General features: G+C 54.9%; 19 protein-coding genes. 17 read left to right on the top strand and 2 right to left on the bottom strand.

Going from position 1 to position 16,891, the window contains the following annotated elements; all coding sequences use genetic code 11:
• Positions 1-711: 711 nt before the first annotated feature.
• From NNO08_RS13805 to NNO08_RS13835, 7 genes are all read left to right on the top strand, one after another.
• The gene (locus tag NNO08_RS13805) at positions 712-906 is read left to right on the top strand and encodes a helix-turn-helix transcriptional regulator (protein WP_271456926.1); all 195 of its coding nucleotides are present in this window, start codon (positions 712-714) and stop codon (positions 904-906) included.
• Between the two features lie 16 nt (positions 907-922).
• On the top strand, positions 923-2,206 hold the full coding sequence (locus tag NNO08_RS13810; RefSeq protein ID WP_267456671.1) for a ParB family protein: 1,284 nt from the start codon (positions 923-925) through the stop codon (positions 2,204-2,206).
• Positions 2,190-2,747 carry a DUF2857 domain-containing protein gene (locus NNO08_RS13815; protein WP_271456927.1) on the top strand — a complete coding sequence of 186 codons (558 nt, stop codon included), beginning with the start codon at positions 2,190-2,192 and terminating at the stop codon, positions 2,745-2,747. The genes NNO08_RS13810 and NNO08_RS13815 overlap by 17 nt, the downstream gene beginning before the upstream one ends.
• Entirely contained in the window at positions 2,737-3,609 is an 873-nt protein-coding gene (locus NNO08_RS13820) for an STY4528 family pathogenicity island replication protein (RefSeq protein WP_271456928.1), read from the top strand. The genes NNO08_RS13815 and NNO08_RS13820 overlap by 11 nt, the downstream gene beginning before the upstream one ends.
• 159 nt (positions 3,610-3,768) lie before the next feature.
• Positions 3,769-4,380, top strand: coding sequence for a PFL_4669 family integrating conjugative element protein (locus tag NNO08_RS13825; protein ID WP_271456929.1), 612 nt, complete (start codon positions 3,769-3,771; stop codon positions 4,378-4,380).
• Positions 4,370-4,795, top strand: a complete 426-nt coding sequence (locus NNO08_RS13830) for a DUF3158 family protein (RefSeq protein ID WP_271456952.1) — start codon at positions 4,370-4,372, stop codon at positions 4,793-4,795. Before NNO08_RS13825 ends, NNO08_RS13830 begins: the two co-directional genes overlap by 11 nt.
• Before the next feature lie 191 nt (positions 4,796-4,986).
• Positions 4,987-6,813: a DNA topoisomerase III gene (locus NNO08_RS13835; RefSeq protein WP_271456930.1), complete on the top strand. Its 1,827-nt coding sequence runs from the start codon at positions 4,987-4,989 to the stop codon at positions 6,811-6,813.
• Positions 6,814-6,860: 47 nt separating this feature from the next.
• Here the strand turns inward: NNO08_RS13835 and NNO08_RS13840 are convergent, their stop codons facing one another.
• A complete protein-coding gene (locus NNO08_RS13840) occupies positions 6,861-7,331 on the bottom strand; it encodes an Hsp20 family protein (protein WP_023182588.1) in 471 nt (156 codons plus the stop codon).
• A 385-nt stretch (positions 7,332-7,716) separates the two neighbouring features.
• Here NNO08_RS13840 and NNO08_RS13845 point away from each other — a divergent pair, with 385 nt between their 5' ends.
• The 7 genes from NNO08_RS13845 to NNO08_RS13875 all read left to right on the top strand — a co-directional run bounded on the left by NNO08_RS13845 (position 7,717) and on the right by NNO08_RS13875 (position 13,206).
• Positions 7,717-8,160, top strand: a complete 444-nt coding sequence (locus NNO08_RS13845; RefSeq protein WP_069579380.1) for an STY4534 family ICE replication protein — start codon at positions 7,717-7,719, stop codon at positions 8,158-8,160.
• 70 nt (positions 8,161-8,230) lie between these two features.
• Positions 8,231-8,614, top strand: coding sequence for a hypothetical protein (locus NNO08_RS13850; RefSeq protein ID WP_271456931.1), 384 nt, complete (start codon positions 8,231-8,233; stop codon positions 8,612-8,614).
• Between the two features lie 113 nt (positions 8,615-8,727).
• Positions 8,728-9,387 (top strand): PFGI-1 class ICE element type IV pilus protein PilL2, encoded by a 660-nt coding sequence (gene pilL2 / locus NNO08_RS13855; protein ID WP_271456932.1) that lies wholly within the window; start codon positions 8,728-8,730, stop codon positions 9,385-9,387.
• A 3-nt stretch (positions 9,388-9,390) separates the two neighbouring features.
• Positions 9,391-10,065, top strand: a complete 675-nt coding sequence (locus NNO08_RS13860; RefSeq protein WP_271456933.1) for a TIGR03759 family integrating conjugative element protein — start codon at positions 9,391-9,393, stop codon at positions 10,063-10,065.
• Positions 10,044-10,562 carry a transglycosylase SLT domain-containing protein gene (locus NNO08_RS13865; protein WP_271456934.1) on the top strand — a complete coding sequence of 173 codons (519 nt, stop codon included), beginning with the start codon at positions 10,044-10,046 and terminating at the stop codon, positions 10,560-10,562. Before NNO08_RS13860 ends, NNO08_RS13865 begins: the two co-directional genes overlap by 22 nt.
• The gene (gene traD, locus NNO08_RS13870; RefSeq protein WP_271456935.1) at positions 10,559-12,577 is read left to right on the top strand and encodes a type IV conjugative transfer system coupling protein TraD; all 2,019 of its coding nucleotides are present in this window, start codon (positions 10,559-10,561) and stop codon (positions 12,575-12,577) included. The genes NNO08_RS13865 and traD overlap by 4 nt, the downstream gene beginning before the upstream one ends.
• Complete coding sequence (locus tag NNO08_RS13875) at positions 12,574-13,206, top strand: DUF4400 domain-containing protein (protein WP_271456936.1); 633 nt, start codon at positions 12,574-12,576, stop codon at positions 13,204-13,206. The genes traD and NNO08_RS13875 overlap by 4 nt, the downstream gene beginning before the upstream one ends.
• Before the next feature lie 180 nt (positions 13,207-13,386).
• Here NNO08_RS13875 and NNO08_RS13880 read toward each other — a convergent pair whose 3' ends face one another.
• Positions 13,387-14,268 (bottom strand): WYL domain-containing protein, encoded by an 882-nt coding sequence (locus tag NNO08_RS13880; RefSeq protein ID WP_271456937.1) that lies wholly within the window; start codon positions 14,266-14,268, stop codon positions 13,387-13,389.
• A gap of 477 nt (positions 14,269-14,745) precedes the next feature.
• Between NNO08_RS13880 and NNO08_RS13885 the strand changes: the two genes are divergently transcribed.
• The 3 genes from NNO08_RS13885 to NNO08_RS13895 are packed head-to-tail and all read left to right on the top strand — an operon-like array spanning position 14,746 to position 16,629.
• On the top strand, positions 14,746-15,012 hold the full coding sequence (locus NNO08_RS13885) for a multiubiquitin domain-containing protein (protein WP_194400839.1): 267 nt from the start codon (positions 14,746-14,748) through the stop codon (positions 15,010-15,012).
• Positions 14,987-16,183 carry a ThiF family adenylyltransferase gene (locus tag NNO08_RS13890; RefSeq protein ID WP_271456938.1) on the top strand — a complete coding sequence of 399 codons (1,197 nt, stop codon included), beginning with the start codon at positions 14,987-14,989 and terminating at the stop codon, positions 16,181-16,183. The genes NNO08_RS13885 and NNO08_RS13890 overlap by 26 nt, the downstream gene beginning before the upstream one ends.
• Positions 16,180-16,629, top strand: a complete 450-nt coding sequence (locus NNO08_RS13895) for a DUF6527 family protein (protein ID WP_271456939.1) — start codon at positions 16,180-16,182, stop codon at positions 16,627-16,629. Before NNO08_RS13890 ends, NNO08_RS13895 begins: the two co-directional genes overlap by 4 nt.
• Positions 16,630-16,891: the final 262 nt, after the last annotated feature.

The following is a 16,891-nucleotide window of genomic DNA, read 5'->3' on the forward strand; positions in this document are numbered from 1 at the left end:
TTATTAGTAAACGACTTTAAATTAGGAAAAAACGTAACTTTTTCAACTAATATTTAAAACAAGAGAACAACCATCATAAAGATAATAATCAATGAATTAAAACAGTCATGATAATAAAAAATGACAACCACAAAAAAAAATTAATAACCCCACCAAAATAAAATTCTACTAAACACAGTTTTTCCCCTCATTACACTTCGTTACTCTACGTCACCCACATCATTTAATAACAATGAATAACCAAATCATTAGCGCTATCATTTCAATACTCACTTAACATTAACTTTTCGCTACCAGGTTCAATGTGACGGTTTGTGTTACCAGCTCTGGTACTAAACTTAATTCACCCAAAAGAGTCATCATACAATACGCAACGTTAAATACAGATGGCTGTCAATGGGGTATCAAGGTGAACCAGACAGGTGATTCCCGGAATGAAATTTACGTGCAATATCAATACTGAATTAGCCCCTATAGCAGACGCAGGCATAAAAACTATGACATCAACTGCTTCAATAAATACTTCCCTCACGTCACTCAGGAAAACGCAGTTCTGTGCCACGCAACTCCGTAACACGGTCAACTAATCAGATCTATTCACTTCTCTGTCTCAGACATGTAAGGATTTTTACTGCCTTACAGGGGCGTTGCTGTTTTAATAACCAGATGATTAATGTGTATATAAACAATCCTGAACGCAGGAGGAAGGTTATGCATAACGACAGGCTTTTACGCTTACGCCAGGTGGAAGAAAAAATCGGGCTTGGTAAATCGTGGATTTACCAGCAAATACGCCTGCAACAATTTCCATCATCTATCCGACTCAACAATCGCCATGTCGCCTGGCTGGAAAGTGAGGTGGATGCGTGGATCCGCCAGCGTATCCACCTTACCCGCGATGTCTGAATGCCGGAGGTAAATTATGTGCGCCTCACATCTGTTCAACCGCTGGTTTCAGGGTACGTCAGGCACTGCTGGACAAGATATGGTTCGGCTCTGTCTGGAGCAAATCCAGCCGTTTAGCCTCAATCCTCGTGTCACACGCAACCCTGGGTATGATGAGTTGAAAGCATCAATTCGCGCCCGCGGGCTGGATAATCCGCCAGCGTTGACCCGTCGCCCCGGTGATGAAAAATATATGCTCGCCAGCGGCGGGAATACACGTCTCGCCATCCTCAATGAACTGTGGCTGGAAACACAGGAAGAGCGTTTTCACCACGTCTGCTGGCCGTTCCATCCGTGGCCGGAAACGCTGTCAACGCAGCAGGGCGAAGTCCAGTGTCTGATCGGCCACCTGGCCGAAAGCGACCTGCATCACGGATTAATGTTTATCGAACGGGCGGAAGGTATTCTGCACCTGCGCGATCTTTACAGTGAAGCTGGCATTAACTGCACGACGCAACTGGCACTGGCGGAGCAACTGACCCGCGACGGCTATCCCGTCAGCCAGTCGCAAATCAGCCGAATGTTACAGACCGTCGACTGGCTGCTGCCCTGCATCCCCAATGCGCTGTACGGTGGCCTTACACGGCGCGTTATCGATCGTCTGCTGGCGCTACGCAGCGCAGCAGAACAGGTCTGGGCAAAACTGATGCCACTGGAACGCCAGACGGAGTTTGCTGGCCTGTTCAGTGCCGCTCTCACCACCTTCGACGGTGAATCGGAGGGCGTGGTGCCGCAACTGGTACAGGACGAACTGCTCGGCGAGATGAGCTGTCGCAGCGGCATAAGCTGGAATACATTGCTGGCGGAACTGACCGATGGCCAGAGCAGGCGGCAGGCGCTGCTGGGGCCTCCGGCCGAAAAGGTCCTCTGGCCGCCACCGCCGGAAACGGAAAAAGCAGCACTACCAGAGCCTGAGCCACCGACTGAACCTGCCGCGCCCGATGAGCCAAGGCCCTCACCGCTGGTACATACGGCACGGTCGCTGTGTGCCAGCTGGGGACTGGACACCTGTATCCACCCGGACGACAGCGCTCCGGCGGGTTTCACCCTCGCGCCCTGCCACGATTTTCCCCACCCGGCGGCACAGCGCTGTTATCAGGTGCTGGCCGCCCTGAATGGCGACACCAGCACGCCGATGCCCGCCCTGGAGCTTCTGCTGTCAGCAGACTACGACAACGCGCAGATCCAGCAATTGATGCAGCTTATCAGCCTGTGCCGCCAGCGGCGGCTGCGGGAGGTTCACCATGACCCCCTCGGTTAACCAGGCCGTACTCATTCACATTGTCCAGGCGCTGAAGGAGGGGCAGATCCGCTACTGCGAGTCGCTGGGTTTCAGCCCCCAGGAGTTGTGCGAGCTGACGCACCTTACCGCCGATGACATCCTGTTTCTCAGCAACAGTGCGGTGCAGTTCATCACCACCCATATTGACCACGAAATGCTGGGCCGGATGCTCGCGAGGATGGAGCAGGAGCGGCTGTTCCAGCAGCGTCTGGAGGAAGCGCTGTCGCTCGGCGCATCCATCGAGTTCATCAACCACTACTTTGGTCTTTCCACGCCGGAGGTCTGCGCCCGGCGGCGGCTGATTGGCCTGTTTGTCCGGCAAGGGCGCAACAATGCTCCGGATGAGCAGGTGGAGACGCTGGTGTGGAACGAGTGGCAAAAAATGGGCGTGAAAAAGCTCGACTCACCCGAAGCGCTGACCGCCATGATGGCGATGGCCCGCGAACACGATCTGTCGCTGACGGTCATCTGGAACCTGCTGCGCCAGTGGACTCAGGAGAAGCTGCTGCATGAAGAGTGACGATCGGCTGTTGTTTCTCGGCAACCCGCAGCAGAGCGTGCCAAAGCGCCTGCTGCTGGCGCGCAACCTCTCTCCACGCGACAAGTTCACGTGGCAACTGCTGCGCCTGCACGCCTGCGACGACGGCAGCGGCGTCTTTCCCTCCTACAACGAACTGCAGGGCTGGCTCTCTGACCAGCCTGAGGGCGCGAAGGCCTCGCGCAGCACCGTCAGCAACGCGCTGATGATGCTGCGGATCACCCGCTGGCTGAGCCTGTACCAGCGGCTGCGGGACGAGCAAAGCGGCAGGATCACCGGCAACCTCTACGCCCTGCATGATGCGCCACTGACTCATGCCGATGCCTGCCGGATGGACAGCGAATATCTGGCGCTGCTCACCGCCTGCTCCCGCCACCGCAACCGGCGTATCCGCACCACTGCCATCGGGTTACTGCTCACCCTGCAACAACCTGTGGACAGTGGACGAACCTGCACTGAGTCTCCATTGAAGACCGCCCCAGGTCTTAATCGAAGACTCAGTAAAAAATGCCCGAGTCTTCAATTAAGACTCAGTGATGTGGCGGGGGCTGGCGGGCAGCCGGAGCCGCATTGCGTACATACTGGTACAGATTTAAACAATAAACATCAAAAGCGTACGCAACTGCTGCACTGGCCTGTGGATAATCCCTTCAGCGCCAGCGAGCGCCGCGCCGCCGAACGTGCCATGCGCAATCTGGATCCCTCCCTCTGCCAGCAGGTGCTGGACGACTGTCTGTGGCGGATCGCCGCCCACGATATCCACCGCCCCCTCGCCTATCTGCTGGCAACGCTGGAGAAAGCCAGACGGGGCGAGTTCAATCAGCTTCGGCGCAGGCGCAGATAGCCCGGATTTTATGCGCACCGCATAAAGCCGGTGTACCAGCTATCAATCAAACCTCATTCATCGGCGAAATTAACTTTCTGCGGACCAGATGGGTTTCCCGTCGCCTGACTCATTGTGCGGACCGACACTGCGGGCATCTGAATCCATGGAGAATTTCCGATGCCTGGCACAACCCTGTTCAGCGATATCCGCATTACCCTGCACACCCGCGTCGCCACCCGGCTGTGGCAGGCACATCCCACCGGCATGCTGCTTTGTCTGGCGTTACTTAGGCGCCTGCTACGCGCCGAAGAGGCCGACGATCCGTGGGCCGCCCACTGGCTGAAGCAACTGCGCATCCGCCTGAACCTGATCGCGCACCTGCTGAAGCAAAAAAACCGTCGTCTGGATCATGCCTTCGCCAGCCTGCCGGGCGCTATCCATACCACCCAGATCAGTAATCCGTCCCCGACCGAATTCATCCTGCCGCTGGCGCTATTCTCACCGCCCGGTTCGCGCCTGCTGCAACAGTTGATTGATTACGATCTGCTGGTCCGCCGCACCCTGCTTGCCTGGCACCTCGGCCTTATCACCCAGGCGGAGAAGCGCGATTTTATTGCCACCATCCCACGCCTGATGCTCCAGCTCTTCAGCTTCGTGAACCGCTTTCGCACCACCGGCGTGACCCGCGCTGATGTGCGGGCGAACAGTCCGCTGGCGCAGACGATGGCGCATAAGCTCGGGAATTTGCCCAAAAAGATGCTTGCGGAGATCCTGCGTGATGATCGGTGAAGACGACGAAGAAAGCGCCGCCCGCAAAAGCTCGCTAAAGGGCCTTTTAAAGGCCTTTAAGGGTAAGGGAGAGCTGCGAGCGCTGGTGCAGGAATTACGGGAGGTACGGGTACAGTTGCAACAATGCCAGCCAGTGCTGAAACAGGCGGTGTATGAATTGCCTGGGCGTAACGTACCGCTGATCCTGTGCAGTAACCCGGCGCGCTCCGGCGTCAGCTATCTGCGCTGGCGAAATCTGGACAACAACCGTTCGGGGAGCGTGGCGTTGCAGGAGGCCATTCAACAGCCTGACGCGAGCGATAAACTGCGCGACGCGCTGATGGCACTCGAATGGCGGCGGCAGGTACTGAATACGCAGCTTTCAGTGGTGATGTTTATGCTACGGCGGATACAGCCGTTAAGCACGCTGGTTTAAAATTTTGCGCAAAGTTAAACTCTGAGTGTCACTTTAGCGAAAATTTTAAACTCACCCCATGCACCTGAAAACAGGCATTATCCACTTAATGCACGTTCTAAGGTGCAATTTTTACCTTCTCCCTCCAGTTTCCCCTGTCACCTTATCCCTCTGGCACACCATGCTGAACGCCCTTTCACCGGAGACAGCCCATGCAACTTTACCTGTGCGAAAAACCCTCTCAGGCGCGCGATATCGCCCGCGTTCTTGACGCCCATAACCGCAGCGACGGCTACCTGCATAACGCCACCGTGACCATCACCTGGTGCTTCGGCCATCTGCTGAGCATGGCCGCGCCGGAGGATTACGATCCGGCGCTGAAACACTGGCGGGCAGAGCACCTGCCGTTTATTCCCCCGGCATGGCGGCTGGTGATCCGCAGGGATGTACGCAAGCAGTTCCGCATCATCGAGAAGCTGCTGAAACAGGCGGATGCGGTGGTGATTGCCACCGACGCCGATCGCGAAGGCGAAACCATCGCCCGCGAAATTCTGGAACAATGCCGCTGGCGCGGTCCGGTCCAGCGACTGTGGCTGTCGGCGCTGGATGAGGCCAGCATCCACAAGGCGCTTGCAGCGCTGCGACCCGGCGACAGCACGTTTCCGCTGTACCAGGCCGGACTGGCGCGCGCCCGCGCCGACTGGCTGGTCGGGATAAACATGACCCGCGCCTGCACGCTGATGAACCGGCGGCACAAAGGCGTGCTCTCCGTGGGCCGGGTGCAGACACCGACTCTACGCCTGGTGGTGGAACGTGACCGGGAGATTGCCCGCTTCACGCCCCGTCCCTGGTGGCGGGTAGATGCCCAATTGCATGCAGGGGGCAATTCCTTTCTGGCGCAGTGGCAGCCGGATAGAGCTTACTGCGACGACGAAGGGCGCTGTACCCGTGAATCCGCCGCCCGCGAGGCCGCTGCACGCCTGCAACAGGCCGGAACCGCGCTGGTGCTGGATGTGACCACCCGGCGGGAGAAAACGCCGCCACCGCTGGCCTTCACCCTCAGCGCCCTGCAACAGACCTGCTCGAAACAGTGGGGCATGGGCGCGCAGGAGGTACTGGATATCGCCCAGCGCCTGTATGAAACCCATAAAGCCACCACCTATCCGCGCACTGACTGCGGCTGGCTGCCGCTCTCCATGCACGCTGAAGCGCCGCAGGTACTGGCCGCGCTGGTTGCCAGCGACGCCTCACTCCAGCCCCTCGCCACGCAACTGAATCTGCAGCAACGCTCCCGGTTGTGGGACGACAGCAAAATCACCGCCCACCACGGCATCATCCCGACCCGTAAAACGGTAGATCTGACACAGATGAATGACAGCGAGCGCAAGGTCTACGGTCTGGTACGCAGCCATTTTCTGGCGCAGTTTCTGCCGGACCATGAGGTGGACAAAACCGTTCTGCGTCTGAACTGCGCCGGGGAAACGCTGGTTGCCCGTGGCTCAGTGGTGATTGTCAGCGGCTGGCGACAACTGTTTTTACGCGAGATGGCAACCCAATCGCCGGAAGAAACGCAGGCACTTCCCGCTCTGCAACAGGGACAGACCTGCAAAGTGGAACAGGTGGACGTTCGTGCCCGTCAGACGCAACCGCCGGAGCACTACACGGAAGGGACGCTGATTGCCGCGATGAAAAACGCCGCCCGTTTTGTCAGCGATGAGCGCCTGAAGCAGCGGCTGAAAGAGAACGCAGGCATCGGCACCGAAGCCACCCGCGCCGGGATTATCCAGACACTGCTTAAGCGCGGTTATCTGATTAAGCAACGTCGCTTTCTGCTGGCAACGGATACCGCCAGCACACTGATTGACGCCCTGCCGGAAGCGCTGAAAGATCCGGGCACCACTGCGCTGTGGGAGCAGATGCTGGATGACATCTCGAAGGGGAAAATGGGGCTGGAGGCGTTCCTGGTGCAGCAGCAAGAGGCCGTTACAGCGCTCACGGCTCAAATAGTCAGAGGTCAGAAAATCGCCCCATCAGGTTAGCAAAACGCCCGGCGTTTGCCGGGCGTGAAAACAACGTCAGCCAACGATTACGGCTTGTGTTCAATCGCCGGGTTGTTGTTGATGGCGATGCGCTGTGGTTTCTCTTCTTCCGGGATATCCTGGTGTAATTCAATCGCCAGCAAGCCGTTTTCCAGCGAAGCGCCGGTCACTTTCACATGCTCCGGCAGACTATAACTGGCCCGGAAGTCGCTGCGGCTGATACCCCGATGGATCCACCCTTCTTCGCCGTTTTCGGTTTTCTCCTCTTCACGTTTACCGCTGATGTTCAGCTGACCGCCGACGGTTTCAATTTCCAGTTCGCTCTCTTTCCAGCCCGGCACGCTGAGCGTCAGTTCATAGCGGTTATCGCCCAGCCGCCGGATATTGTAAGAAGGCGTGGAGGGCAACGGCGTACTGCCGGTTAGCTGGCTAAAAAGGCGATCGATGCGGTTAAAACGGTCCGCAAACAGAGAATCGGAGAGATCGTGTAATACAGGAAAAGTTCTGAGAGTCATCATGTACCTCCTGAACAATAAAAAGAATATTCAAAAAGTTCATGTCTTATGGGCAGGTGTTCCTTACCCGCTTTCTATGTAAGGTTACTGGGCTACTTTTCAACTCACCGAAGCGAAATTTTGTGATGAAAATCACATATCCTCCTCCCAGCCTGTCACGGAAATTATTCAGCCACCGGTAACAAATCTCGCTGTCCTCTCACCCCGAAAGCTGTTGCTGTAATGCCGTTATCACAAAGTCCGCCATGCATTCCTGAAAAGCGGAGGCGCACAGCGCGGAATGCCCGTACTGCCAGTAACTCAGAGGCCTTGCAGCCCATGAGCCAAACCCGAAGCGGGGCATCCCCGCGCATGGGGCCTCCGCACCTTTCAACACGGAGATACCACCATGAACGATACCCACTACTTCAACCTGTACACCAGCGGTCTGGGCTACCTCAACCGGATCCGGGAAGTGACCCCGAAAAAAGGCGAACCGTTCCTGTGTTGCGACATTGCCGCACTACGGGGCGAAGCCAGCAACGCGGAGCACACCTGGTTCGACTGCCGCGTCAGCGGCAAGGAAGCGCAGAAACTGGTGCGCCGCTGTATCGACGCCTGCGAGCAGAAACGCAAGGTGCTGATCCAGTTCCGCCTCGGCGATCTGTATGCCGACACCTTTGTCTACAGCAAAGGCGACCGTAAAGGCGAAACCGGTGTCAGCCTGAAAGCCCATCTGCTGCACATCGGGCTCATCAAAATTGACGGTGAAGAGGTTTACCGGGCAGAACGCGAAGCTGACTCCCAGCCAGCGCCAGCCGCACCGCCAGCAGAGCCTGTACCGCAGTTCTGACACACAGCATTCACCCAGCCGGGGAGATTCCCCGCCGGGGCGTTTCCCTGGCCTTTTACCGGAGAGACGCATGATGAATACCGTATTGAACTCACGTGAAGAAGCCCTTAACCGGGGCAAACTGATCAACCTTGATGACGAGGCGCTGGACGCTGGCTTGCCGCTGGATCTGGCCATTACCCTTCCGGCCCACAAGCACTGTCTTGAAGACCGGAATGACAACGACGTCAGGGATTTGCTGAAAGGTGTTGAAATGGCAGCGGTAGTGGCCTTTATCGCCCACCAACCGCCGCAACGCACCTTTCGTATTGATTACCGCTCGGTGCTGTCGCAAAAAACTAACGGTAGCACGCAGCAGCAGACCTCCAGGCTGACGTTACGCGTTCATTTTTCTGAGCAAGGCATTCCTATCGCCGCCACGCTGGGGCTGATGGGGGAAAGATTCCCTTATTGATCTGATTTTGCGCCCGGAGTAACGGGCGCTATTTTTTGACGCCGCCAACAGTTGTCGGTAGTCCCTTCCCCTCTCATCCTGCACGCTCCTGTAAAAGCTCTGTGGAGGATGCGATGAAACGACTGCTGACAGCTCTGCTCCTGTTTATTTTCAACGGCGTGGCCGCCGCCTCTCCTGCAACGCCAGAAGTCGTCCGCTACGACCGCTATCTGCTGGTCAGCACATCACCGCAACAGCCGCCACTCGAACAGCTTACCGCGCTGTCCGTTCCGCCCGGTTTTCACCCGACGGTAGGGGAAGCATTGCAATATCTGCTGCGCGACAGCGGCTGGTCCTTGTGTCTCGCCGATGCGCGCCGGGCGCAGCTTTATGGCCTCCCGTTGCCAATAAGCCAGTACAACACCGGCCCGCTGCGCCTGAAGGCCGCCCTGCAACTGCTGGCGGGCCCGGCGTGGCGGATAACCACCGACGAAAACCGCCGCGAAGTCTGTTTCGCCAGCGACCATTCCCTCCCCCAGACGGTGGCTTACCGTCATTCCGTGTCCCTCCACCCTTTGGGGCCGTTAACGGCCCCGTTTTTTCTCGCCGGAACCGTACAGCGCGGCGATATCCGCCTGGCGGTGATTGTGCCGCCGGAGGCCATTTACCTCCATCAGGTGGTGTGGCTGCGCACGGGGGAACAGTGGCGCGGCTGGCGGCTGGAGCGGTTTGATGAGCGTCGGGCGGTATTCCACCACGGCAAACGCCAGCTGACGCTGAAAGTACCGGAGTAAGCGATGAAACACCTGATTCTCCTGTTACTGCTCACTGCAAGCGTGGAGGCGCAACCGCTCCAGATGCAGACCAGCCAGAATGCGGACTCTGCACTCAGACCGCTGACCACGCAACAGCAGGCCACCGTCTGGGGCATCACACCGGAAGAGTGGCAGCACTATCTCACGCTGAAACAGCAGGCGCGCGGCGTCTGGTCGCCGGGACTTGATCCGTTGACCACGCTGGGCGTCGAAGCCGACACTGACCACGAACGCCAGCGTTTCGCAGAACTGCTGGTCAGGCAGGAGTACCAGCGGCTGGAGAAAGAACTCGCCTTCCAGCGCGCCTATGATGCCGCCTGGCAGCGCCTGTATCCGGGTCTGACGCCGCTGAAAACCACCTCCGCCAGCACTTCCCGCGTTTCGCTGTTCGTTAAAGATGACTGCCCGCCCTGCGACAGCCTGCTACGTACCCTGCTGGCGCAACAGCGTCCGCTGGATATCTGGCTGGTCAACAGCCAGGGCGATGATAACCGGGTGCGCCGCTGGGCGATGGCGCATGGCATCGACACAAAACTGGTGAGTGAGCACAACATCACGCTTAACCACGACGCGGGCCGTTGGCTCCTGCTGGGGCAGAGCAAAATCCCGGTGGCGCTGGAACGTAAGGGGGAGCAATGGCGCGAGGTTCTGCCCTGATCCTGCTGCTGCCCTGTCTGGCACTGGCGCAGCCGCTGCCGGAAGCGTACCTGCGCGCCGCGGAGCATTTCCGCGTGCCGCCGGAACTGCTGTGGGCCGTCACACAGACCGAAAGCGGGGCGAACCTGAGCGGCAGGCATCTACCGTGGCCGTGGACGCTCAATATCAAAGGCACCGGCTACCGCTACGCCAGCCGGGAGCAGGCCTGTCAGGCGCTGCTGGCCGCCATCCGCCGTACCAGCCCGAAGCGCATTGACGTGGGGCTCGGGCAGATCAATATCGGCTGGCACCGGGCGTATTTTGACTCTCCCTGCGACGCCCTGTATCCCCTGCAAAACCTGTCGCTCACCGCGCAGTTGCTGCGCAAGCGCTACGATGAACGTCCCGGAAGCTGGCTTAATGCTGCCGCCCGCTATCACCGCCCTACGGGCGGCGCGCCCGCTGCACGCTACCGCAAGCTGGTCAGCCGCCATCTGCAACAGGCCGCACCGCCATGAGCCACTACGCGCTGGAGGCGCTGCTGCGCCCACCCGTGGAGTTTTACAGCATCGTCACCGCTGGCTGTGGCGCGTTAATCTGCCTGACGCAGGCTCCGTTGCTGATGCTGACGCCGTGGCAGGCCCGCCTGATGGCCTGCGCCCTGATGCTGCTGGCCCTGCGACGCGGCTGGCAGGGCTGGCACATCGTACGCTACCACCGCAACCTCCTGCGCCTGCCGCGCTACGCGCTGACCAGCCGGAAAATCCCGGTCAGCCGCCAGAGGCTGTTTCTCGGTAAAGGCTTTCGCTGGCAGCCCATCCACACCCAGCGTCTGTACGACTGCCTGCAACCGGAAGCCGCACGCTGGCTGCGCCCTGGATGGTGTTACCGCCTGGCAAGACACATCGAAAAACGCAGCGAGCATACTCTGCCTGGCCTTTCCCGCCTGCTTAGCGCCGATCGGTGGCTGAACCCGCTGCGTCCGCTGCCGTCCGTCGGCGGCAATCCGTGGTTGCATGGGGTGGAACTGAAAGAGTGCGACGTCACCCTGCCGCTCAGTGAACGCCCCGGCCACACGCTGGTGCTTGGCACCACCCGCGTCGGCAAAACCCGGCTGGCGGAACTGCTTGCCACTCAGGACATCCGCCGTGGCGAGGTGGTGATCGTTTTCGATCCGAAAGGTGACGCGGATCTGCTGAAGCGTCTGTGGACGGAAGCGCAGCGCGCCGGACGCGGCGACCGCTTTATCCTGTTCCATCTGGCGTACCCGGAGATCTCCGCCCGCTACAACGCCATCGGGCGCTTTGGCCGTATCTCGGAGGTGGCGTCGCGCCTCACCGGACAGCTTTCCGGCGAAGGCAACTCGGCGGCCTTCCGCGAGTTCGCCTGGCGCTTCGTCAACATCATCGCCCGCGCCCTGGTGGCGCTCGGTCAGCGCCCCGACTATCAGTTAATTTCCCGCCACGTCGTCAATATCGACGCCCTGTTTATCGACTATGCCCGCATCGTGCTGCCGCGCCACAACGCGCGGGCGTGGGAAGTGGTGGCGCAACTGGCGGAGCAGCTTAATGACCGGAATATGCCGCGCCATATGCTGGGCCGCGATCCTCACGTGGTGGCGCTGGAGCAGTATCTCAATGCGGAGAAATTATACGATCCGATCCTCGACGGCCTGCTCTCGGCGGTGCGCTATGACAAAACCTACTTCGACAAGATTGTCGCCTCGCTGCTGCCGCTGCTGGAAAAGCTGACCACCGGCACGCTCGCCGCCCTGCTCGCCCCGGACTACCACGATCTGGACGACCCGCGCCCTCTCCTCGACTGGCAGCAGGCGATCCGCCAGAAGGCGGTGGTCTATGTCGGGCTGGACGCGCTCTCCGATGCAGTGGTCGCTGCCGCTGTCGGCAATTCGATGTTTGCCGACCTGGTGAGTGTCGCCGGGCATCTCTACAAATTTGGTCTCAACGAAGGACTGCCCGGCAACAGTGAAACACCGTCGCCCATCAACCTGCACTGCGATGAGTTTAATGAACTGATGGGCGAGGAGTTTATTCCGCTGGTCAACAAGGGCGGCGGCGCGGGCATTCAGGTCACTGCTTATACCCAGACGCTGAGTGATATTCAGGCCCGCATCGGCAGCGCGCCCAAGGCAGGCCAGGTGGTGGGCAACTTCAACAACCTGATTATGCTGCGGGTACGCGAAACCGCCACCGCCGAACTGCTGACGAAGCAACTGCCACAGGTCGAAGTGCGTAGCCGCCAGGTCAGCTCCGGCGTCACCGACACGCCGGGCGGTATGAACAGCTTTACCAGCAACACCCGCGAACAGGTGATCACCAGTAGTGTGCCGCTACTCGATACCGCCGCGCTGATCCAGCTTCCCAAAGGCCAGGCTTTTGCCCTGCTTGAGGGTGGACAGTTGTGGAAAATCCGTCTGCCGCTGCCCGTGGCGGATAAACACTGCCCACTACCGGATTCTGTCGCGCAACTGGCGGCGTGGATGCAGGCGCGCCAGCAGGGGCAGGTGGAATGAGTGAGCAGCGAACGCCTCCGTCACGCCCACCACAGGGACCAATTGGCTGGCTGCTGTCGCTGACCGGGCGGCTCATCGGGCTGGTTATTGGCGCGCTGGTGCTACGGGTAGTGCTGGAACTGGCGGGGCTGTATTTCTGGTGGCCGCAGGAGGCGGACAGGCATGTTTTTCAGGTGATAAAGCAGGAGCATACTGAACTGGTTCTTGCGTTACAGTCGCACCCTCTGGGGAATGAAATTCTGGTGCAGCTGGGAAAAGGGGCAAATCACGTACTTATGGCTAACAGGCTCCTGCAGAAACCGTTCATCGCCCTGGCCTATACGCTGGTGAGTTTTATGCTGCGCCTGGTATGGCTCGCCTCCATGCTCCCCCTGGTCTGTCTGTGTGTATTAATCGGGCTGACAGAAGGTCTGGTGCGGCGAGATCTAAGGCGGTTTGGCTCCGGGCTGGAATCGGTTTTTCTCCACCGCTACGTCATCAGGTCCGGCAGTTCAGTCGCCACCACGCTGTGGGTGGTTTATCTGGCACAGCCGCTGTTTCTGCCTGTGACGCTGGTTTTGCTGCCCGCCGCCTTATGGCTTGGGATAACGGTATGGATGGTGGCAGGGAGTTTTAAAAGGTGGTTGTAAGGTGCTCAATGCTCATTTCCTCATTTTCATCCATAAAGACACTTTTTATCGTAATCTTTTACGCTAACCTTAGGCGGGATACTTACAGGGAACGTTTCCTTAAGGGCCTTGATGGAACTTGGTTCAGTTTACTTTCTAAAAGTGTAAATAAGCATCCTCTGGGTGCCAATTAAAAAACCGTCATTGATTTTTATAACCAGGAGCCAGAAAAGCATTACTGACATCATATAAGGCGGCTGAGTTTTTTAGCCAAAGCTGATATTCTTTCCCTTGGAGAGAATGGTCATTAGAGCAATCTATATTCCATCGTCTGAGCCAATATCCAGCAACCGCAGCTCTCACCTCAACCACCTTCATTTCATCCTTCATATTAAAATCATATTCCAATGTTTCGGGACAGTTAACGTTATTTTTATTTGGGTGAGGCACCAATTCCAGCCTAACAATTCTATTCCATTGATTATCGTAAGATCTTGATTTACTTGCAGACACCTTTTCATTAGTTTCCTCAACATTTTTGAATCTCGTCAAAACGAAGTCAGCAAATCTTCCTTTATCATAATCATAAGCTCTTATATGCCATCTTAGACCATTATCAATTAATGAATGCGGAGCAAGTTTCTTTTTTGAAAATCCATTTTCAACTGAAAAATATTCGGCGTTAACAATCCGCATGCCAAGAATCGCCCTGGTAATCTTCAATAAAATATCTAAATCAGGCTCACATAACCTAGGTGGTGATTGAATTGAGTCATATTCTGAAAATCCAATTATCTTTGAATTTAAACTATTCCTAATAAAACCCATCGCTTCATTGAAGCTAATGGCAAACTTTGGAACAAACTCACTCTCATTAATCTCGTATCGCTTTTCAACCTCATTGAAAATCGTATTTTCTGGGCAAAAATCTTTGTATTTCCTAAAGTCTCTAGTTGCCGCAGGTAATGAAATATCAAATTTTTTTGAAAGGTCAGATCTCGACACTGAGCCTCGAAATCTCAATGTCATTTCAATAAACTTCATTCTTTCCAGTATTGCTTTGTTTAAACTTTGCTCGCTCATCTGTATGCATCCTCCTGCCTTACCCTGACATGCTGTAATCATGAATATGGCATAATATCATCTAAAAAGCCACTTGACGTAATCAAAATGATTATGTCAGTATGTGTTGTGATCAGGATGCTCCATGTCTGTTCGAATAGAGCTAGCTGATTGATGTATGTAAGCGCACCTAAACCTTCAAAGGAGCGATGATTCGCTAAGTAGTGGTCATGCGACAGTGCAAAGACGCAAATGAGTTCAGGGAAGTAAGAAATGTAAGAGAACGGTTCGGGTGTACTGCTAAAGGAGAAGCCATGAAGGGGGATATGGATAGTAATCAAGCAAAAAGCCCCAATGCATACACATTGAGGCTCTGTGCTCTGCTTAGTTAGAGCAATCAAAAACTAAATCGCAAGGTCTAAGCGGTCTTTCTTTTGGCGGAGATAACTATAGCCGCAATAACAGATCTTGCCAATAACTGAAAAGAGAATAGACAAAATGTCTGATCATTCTGAACATGGCAACGGTCATGAAAACAAGCCAGTAAATATCATCGTTAATGCCCGTCCTAAGAAGGTGGATGGGGATCGCATCAGCTATGAAGAGGTCGTTCAATTGGCTTTTCCGGGGGAGGTCGATCCGAATATCGTATACACAGTTACGTACGTCGGGCCCCAAACTCCGGATGGAACATTGGTAGAAGGGCAGTCTGTAGCTATTCGCAATGGGATGAAATTCGATGTCAATAAAACCAACCGTTCTTAATCCGTCAATTAAGCGACTGATTGAGGAAGGTTTTGAGATCGAGATTGTGCGCCAGCATCTGCTGGTGCACTCCATCCCTTACCTGAATCAAGCTCGCGAATTGAGACTGGCAACTCTGGCTTGTCCATTCACAGAAAATGGTGAGTGCGACACGATACCACAAGATCACACCATGTTCTTTAGGGGAGAAAATCCCTATAACGCGACAGGGAACCCGATGTCACAGGTTGTGAATAGTCCGCGTAAACAAATCCTTTTTGACAACTTTGACGTTGACTACTACCTATCAAACAAACCAAATAACCAGCCTTTTAGTAATTTCTACGACAAAGTAATTCACTATCACACGTTGTTTGTCAGTCAAGCCCGTGTCGTTGACCCAAATGCTGATGGTCGCACAAAAGTTGTGCATGGCCAGCGCGATGAACAGTCTGTCTTTTGCTATCCAGACACGGCTTCATCTCGAGTTGGAATAACAGCAATCACCCAAAAGCTCGAAGGGGAAAGTATAGGTATTGTGGGTATTGGTGGTACGGGAAGTTACATTTTAGATTTACTTGCCAAGACACCTGTTAAAGAAATCCATTTATTCGACGCAGATAGTTTTGAACCGCATAATGCATTTAGATCTCCTGGAGCAGCATCGCTGGAGCAATTACAATCTATGCCCCGTAAAGCAGAGCATTTTCGTGATATTTACACAGCAATGCGCGGTGGAATTTTTTCTCACACCTACTTTTTAGATGAGGAAAATGTACATGAATTGGATGAATTTACTTTCGTTTTTGTTGCTGTAGATAATGGTGGGGCGCGCCGAATTATTACAGAACATCTTATTAGTCGAGGGATCCCATTTATTGATGTTGGGATGGGTATCGAGATGGTAGATAATGAATTTGGTGATGCGCAATTACGTGGTACATGTCGGGTTACTCTTGCCACACGCGACATGAACAGTCACTTACCACAGCGGGTGAATCTAAAAGATGATGATGAAGAGGCATTGTATCGGAGCAACATACAGGTCGCGGACCTTAATGCTTTAAATGCAGCACTGGCTGTAATGCGCTGGAAGCAGTATATGGGGTTTTATTTGGATCAAGAACTGGCCCATAACCTAAACTTTACTCTCCCATTCCAGTCATTGACACGCAGCGATGCTCCATCATGAAGCGTATAAAAATTGACCGTATCACCCCCATATTTGTAGAGTTCATTCCAGATGATGTGGAACCAGGTAAGCTTTATATTAGTGAGACCTATCAGACAGCGATTCACAAATGTTGCTGTGGATGTGGAGAAGAAGTAGTTACACCATTGTCGCCTGTAGACTGGAAAATTAAGAAAGATATACATGGTGTTTCACTCCATCCATCAATCGGAAACTGGAATTATAAATGCCGCTCACATTACATCATTAGTAATAACAAGGTTATTTGGGCCGGTAAATTTACCCCACAACAAGTATTAGCAGTCCAACGAAAGGATACGAATGACAAGTTAATGTATATTGCCAGTAAGAATAAGCAACGGACTAATTCCACTTCTGAGGCTAATTCATTGATATCTAAACTTTGGATGTTTGTTAAAAACATTTTTTGTGGAAAAAGTAGCTAAGTTTAAATGATGTAAATCAACAAAAATTTAATAAGCACTTAAGAGTTCTTTAGAATGGCTCTTAGGTGTTTATTAGTAGTAGGAATTTCCCCTGGCAGTTCAATAGTCAATCGGTCAAACAAGCGGGTGATAGCTCACATTTTGTTTTCAACATTGTAATACATACTGATATCACTAATCCATATTCTTTACGCTTGGATAAAGAAGTACTTGCGGTCTCCTACAACAAACGAACCCTGCCATATGAAAAAAAAGATGACTA

This window comes from Citrobacter sp. Igbk 17, from assembly GCF_028069775.1.
Classification (GTDB): Bacteria; Pseudomonadota; Gammaproteobacteria; order Enterobacterales; family Enterobacteriaceae; genus Citrobacter.

What these genes read in the sequence shown, in the direction of transcription:
- NNO08_RS13825 (WP_271456929.1), top strand. Translation starts at nt 3,769, where the DNA reads ATGCCTGGCACAACCCTGTTCAGCGATATCCGCATTACCCTGCACACC.
- traD (WP_271456935.1), top strand. Translation starts at nt 10,559, where the DNA reads ATGAGCCACTACGCGCTGGAGGCGCTGCTGCGCCCACCCGTGGAGTTT.
- NNO08_RS13845 (WP_069579380.1), top strand. Translation starts at nt 7,717, where the DNA reads ATGAACGATACCCACTACTTCAACCTGTACACCAGCGGTCTGGGCTAC.
- NNO08_RS13830 (WP_271456952.1), top strand. Translation starts at nt 4,370, where the DNA reads ATGATCGGTGAAGACGACGAAGAAAGCGCCGCCCGCAAAAGCTCGCTA.
- NNO08_RS13890 (WP_271456938.1), top strand. Translation starts at nt 14,987, where the DNA reads ATGTCAATAAAACCAACCGTTCTTAATCCGTCAATTAAGCGACTGATT.
- NNO08_RS13885 (WP_194400839.1), top strand. Translation starts at nt 14,746, where the DNA reads ATGTCTGATCATTCTGAACATGGCAACGGTCATGAAAACAAGCCAGTA.
- NNO08_RS13810 (WP_267456671.1), top strand. Translation starts at nt 923, where the DNA reads ATGTGCGCCTCACATCTGTTCAACCGCTGGTTTCAGGGTACGTCAGGC.
- NNO08_RS13875 (WP_271456936.1), top strand. Translation starts at nt 12,574, where the DNA reads ATGAGTGAGCAGCGAACGCCTCCGTCACGCCCACCACAGGGACCAATT.
- NNO08_RS13820 (WP_271456928.1), top strand. Translation starts at nt 2,737, where the DNA reads ATGAAGAGTGACGATCGGCTGTTGTTTCTCGGCAACCCGCAGCAGAGC.
- NNO08_RS13805 (WP_271456926.1), top strand. Translation starts at nt 712, where the DNA reads ATGCATAACGACAGGCTTTTACGCTTACGCCAGGTGGAAGAAAAAATC.
- NNO08_RS13840 (WP_023182588.1), bottom strand. Translation starts at nt 7,331, where the DNA reads ATGATGACTCTCAGAACTTTTCCTGTATTACACGATCTCTCCGATTCT.
- NNO08_RS13815 (WP_271456927.1), top strand. Translation starts at nt 2,190, where the DNA reads ATGACCCCCTCGGTTAACCAGGCCGTACTCATTCACATTGTCCAGGCG.
- NNO08_RS13835 (WP_271456930.1), top strand. Translation starts at nt 4,987, where the DNA reads ATGCAACTTTACCTGTGCGAAAAACCCTCTCAGGCGCGCGATATCGCC.
- NNO08_RS13865 (WP_271456934.1), top strand. Translation starts at nt 10,044, where the DNA reads ATGGCGCGAGGTTCTGCCCTGATCCTGCTGCTGCCCTGTCTGGCACTG.
- NNO08_RS13860 (WP_271456933.1), top strand. Translation starts at nt 9,391, where the DNA reads ATGAAACACCTGATTCTCCTGTTACTGCTCACTGCAAGCGTGGAGGCG.
- NNO08_RS13895 (WP_271456939.1), top strand. Translation starts at nt 16,180, where the DNA reads ATGAAGCGTATAAAAATTGACCGTATCACCCCCATATTTGTAGAGTTC.
- NNO08_RS13880 (WP_271456937.1), bottom strand. Translation starts at nt 14,268, where the DNA reads ATGAGCGAGCAAAGTTTAAACAAAGCAATACTGGAAAGAATGAAGTTT.
- NNO08_RS13850 (WP_271456931.1), top strand. Translation starts at nt 8,231, where the DNA reads ATGATGAATACCGTATTGAACTCACGTGAAGAAGCCCTTAACCGGGGC.
- pilL2 (WP_271456932.1), top strand. Translation starts at nt 8,728, where the DNA reads ATGAAACGACTGCTGACAGCTCTGCTCCTGTTTATTTTCAACGGCGTG.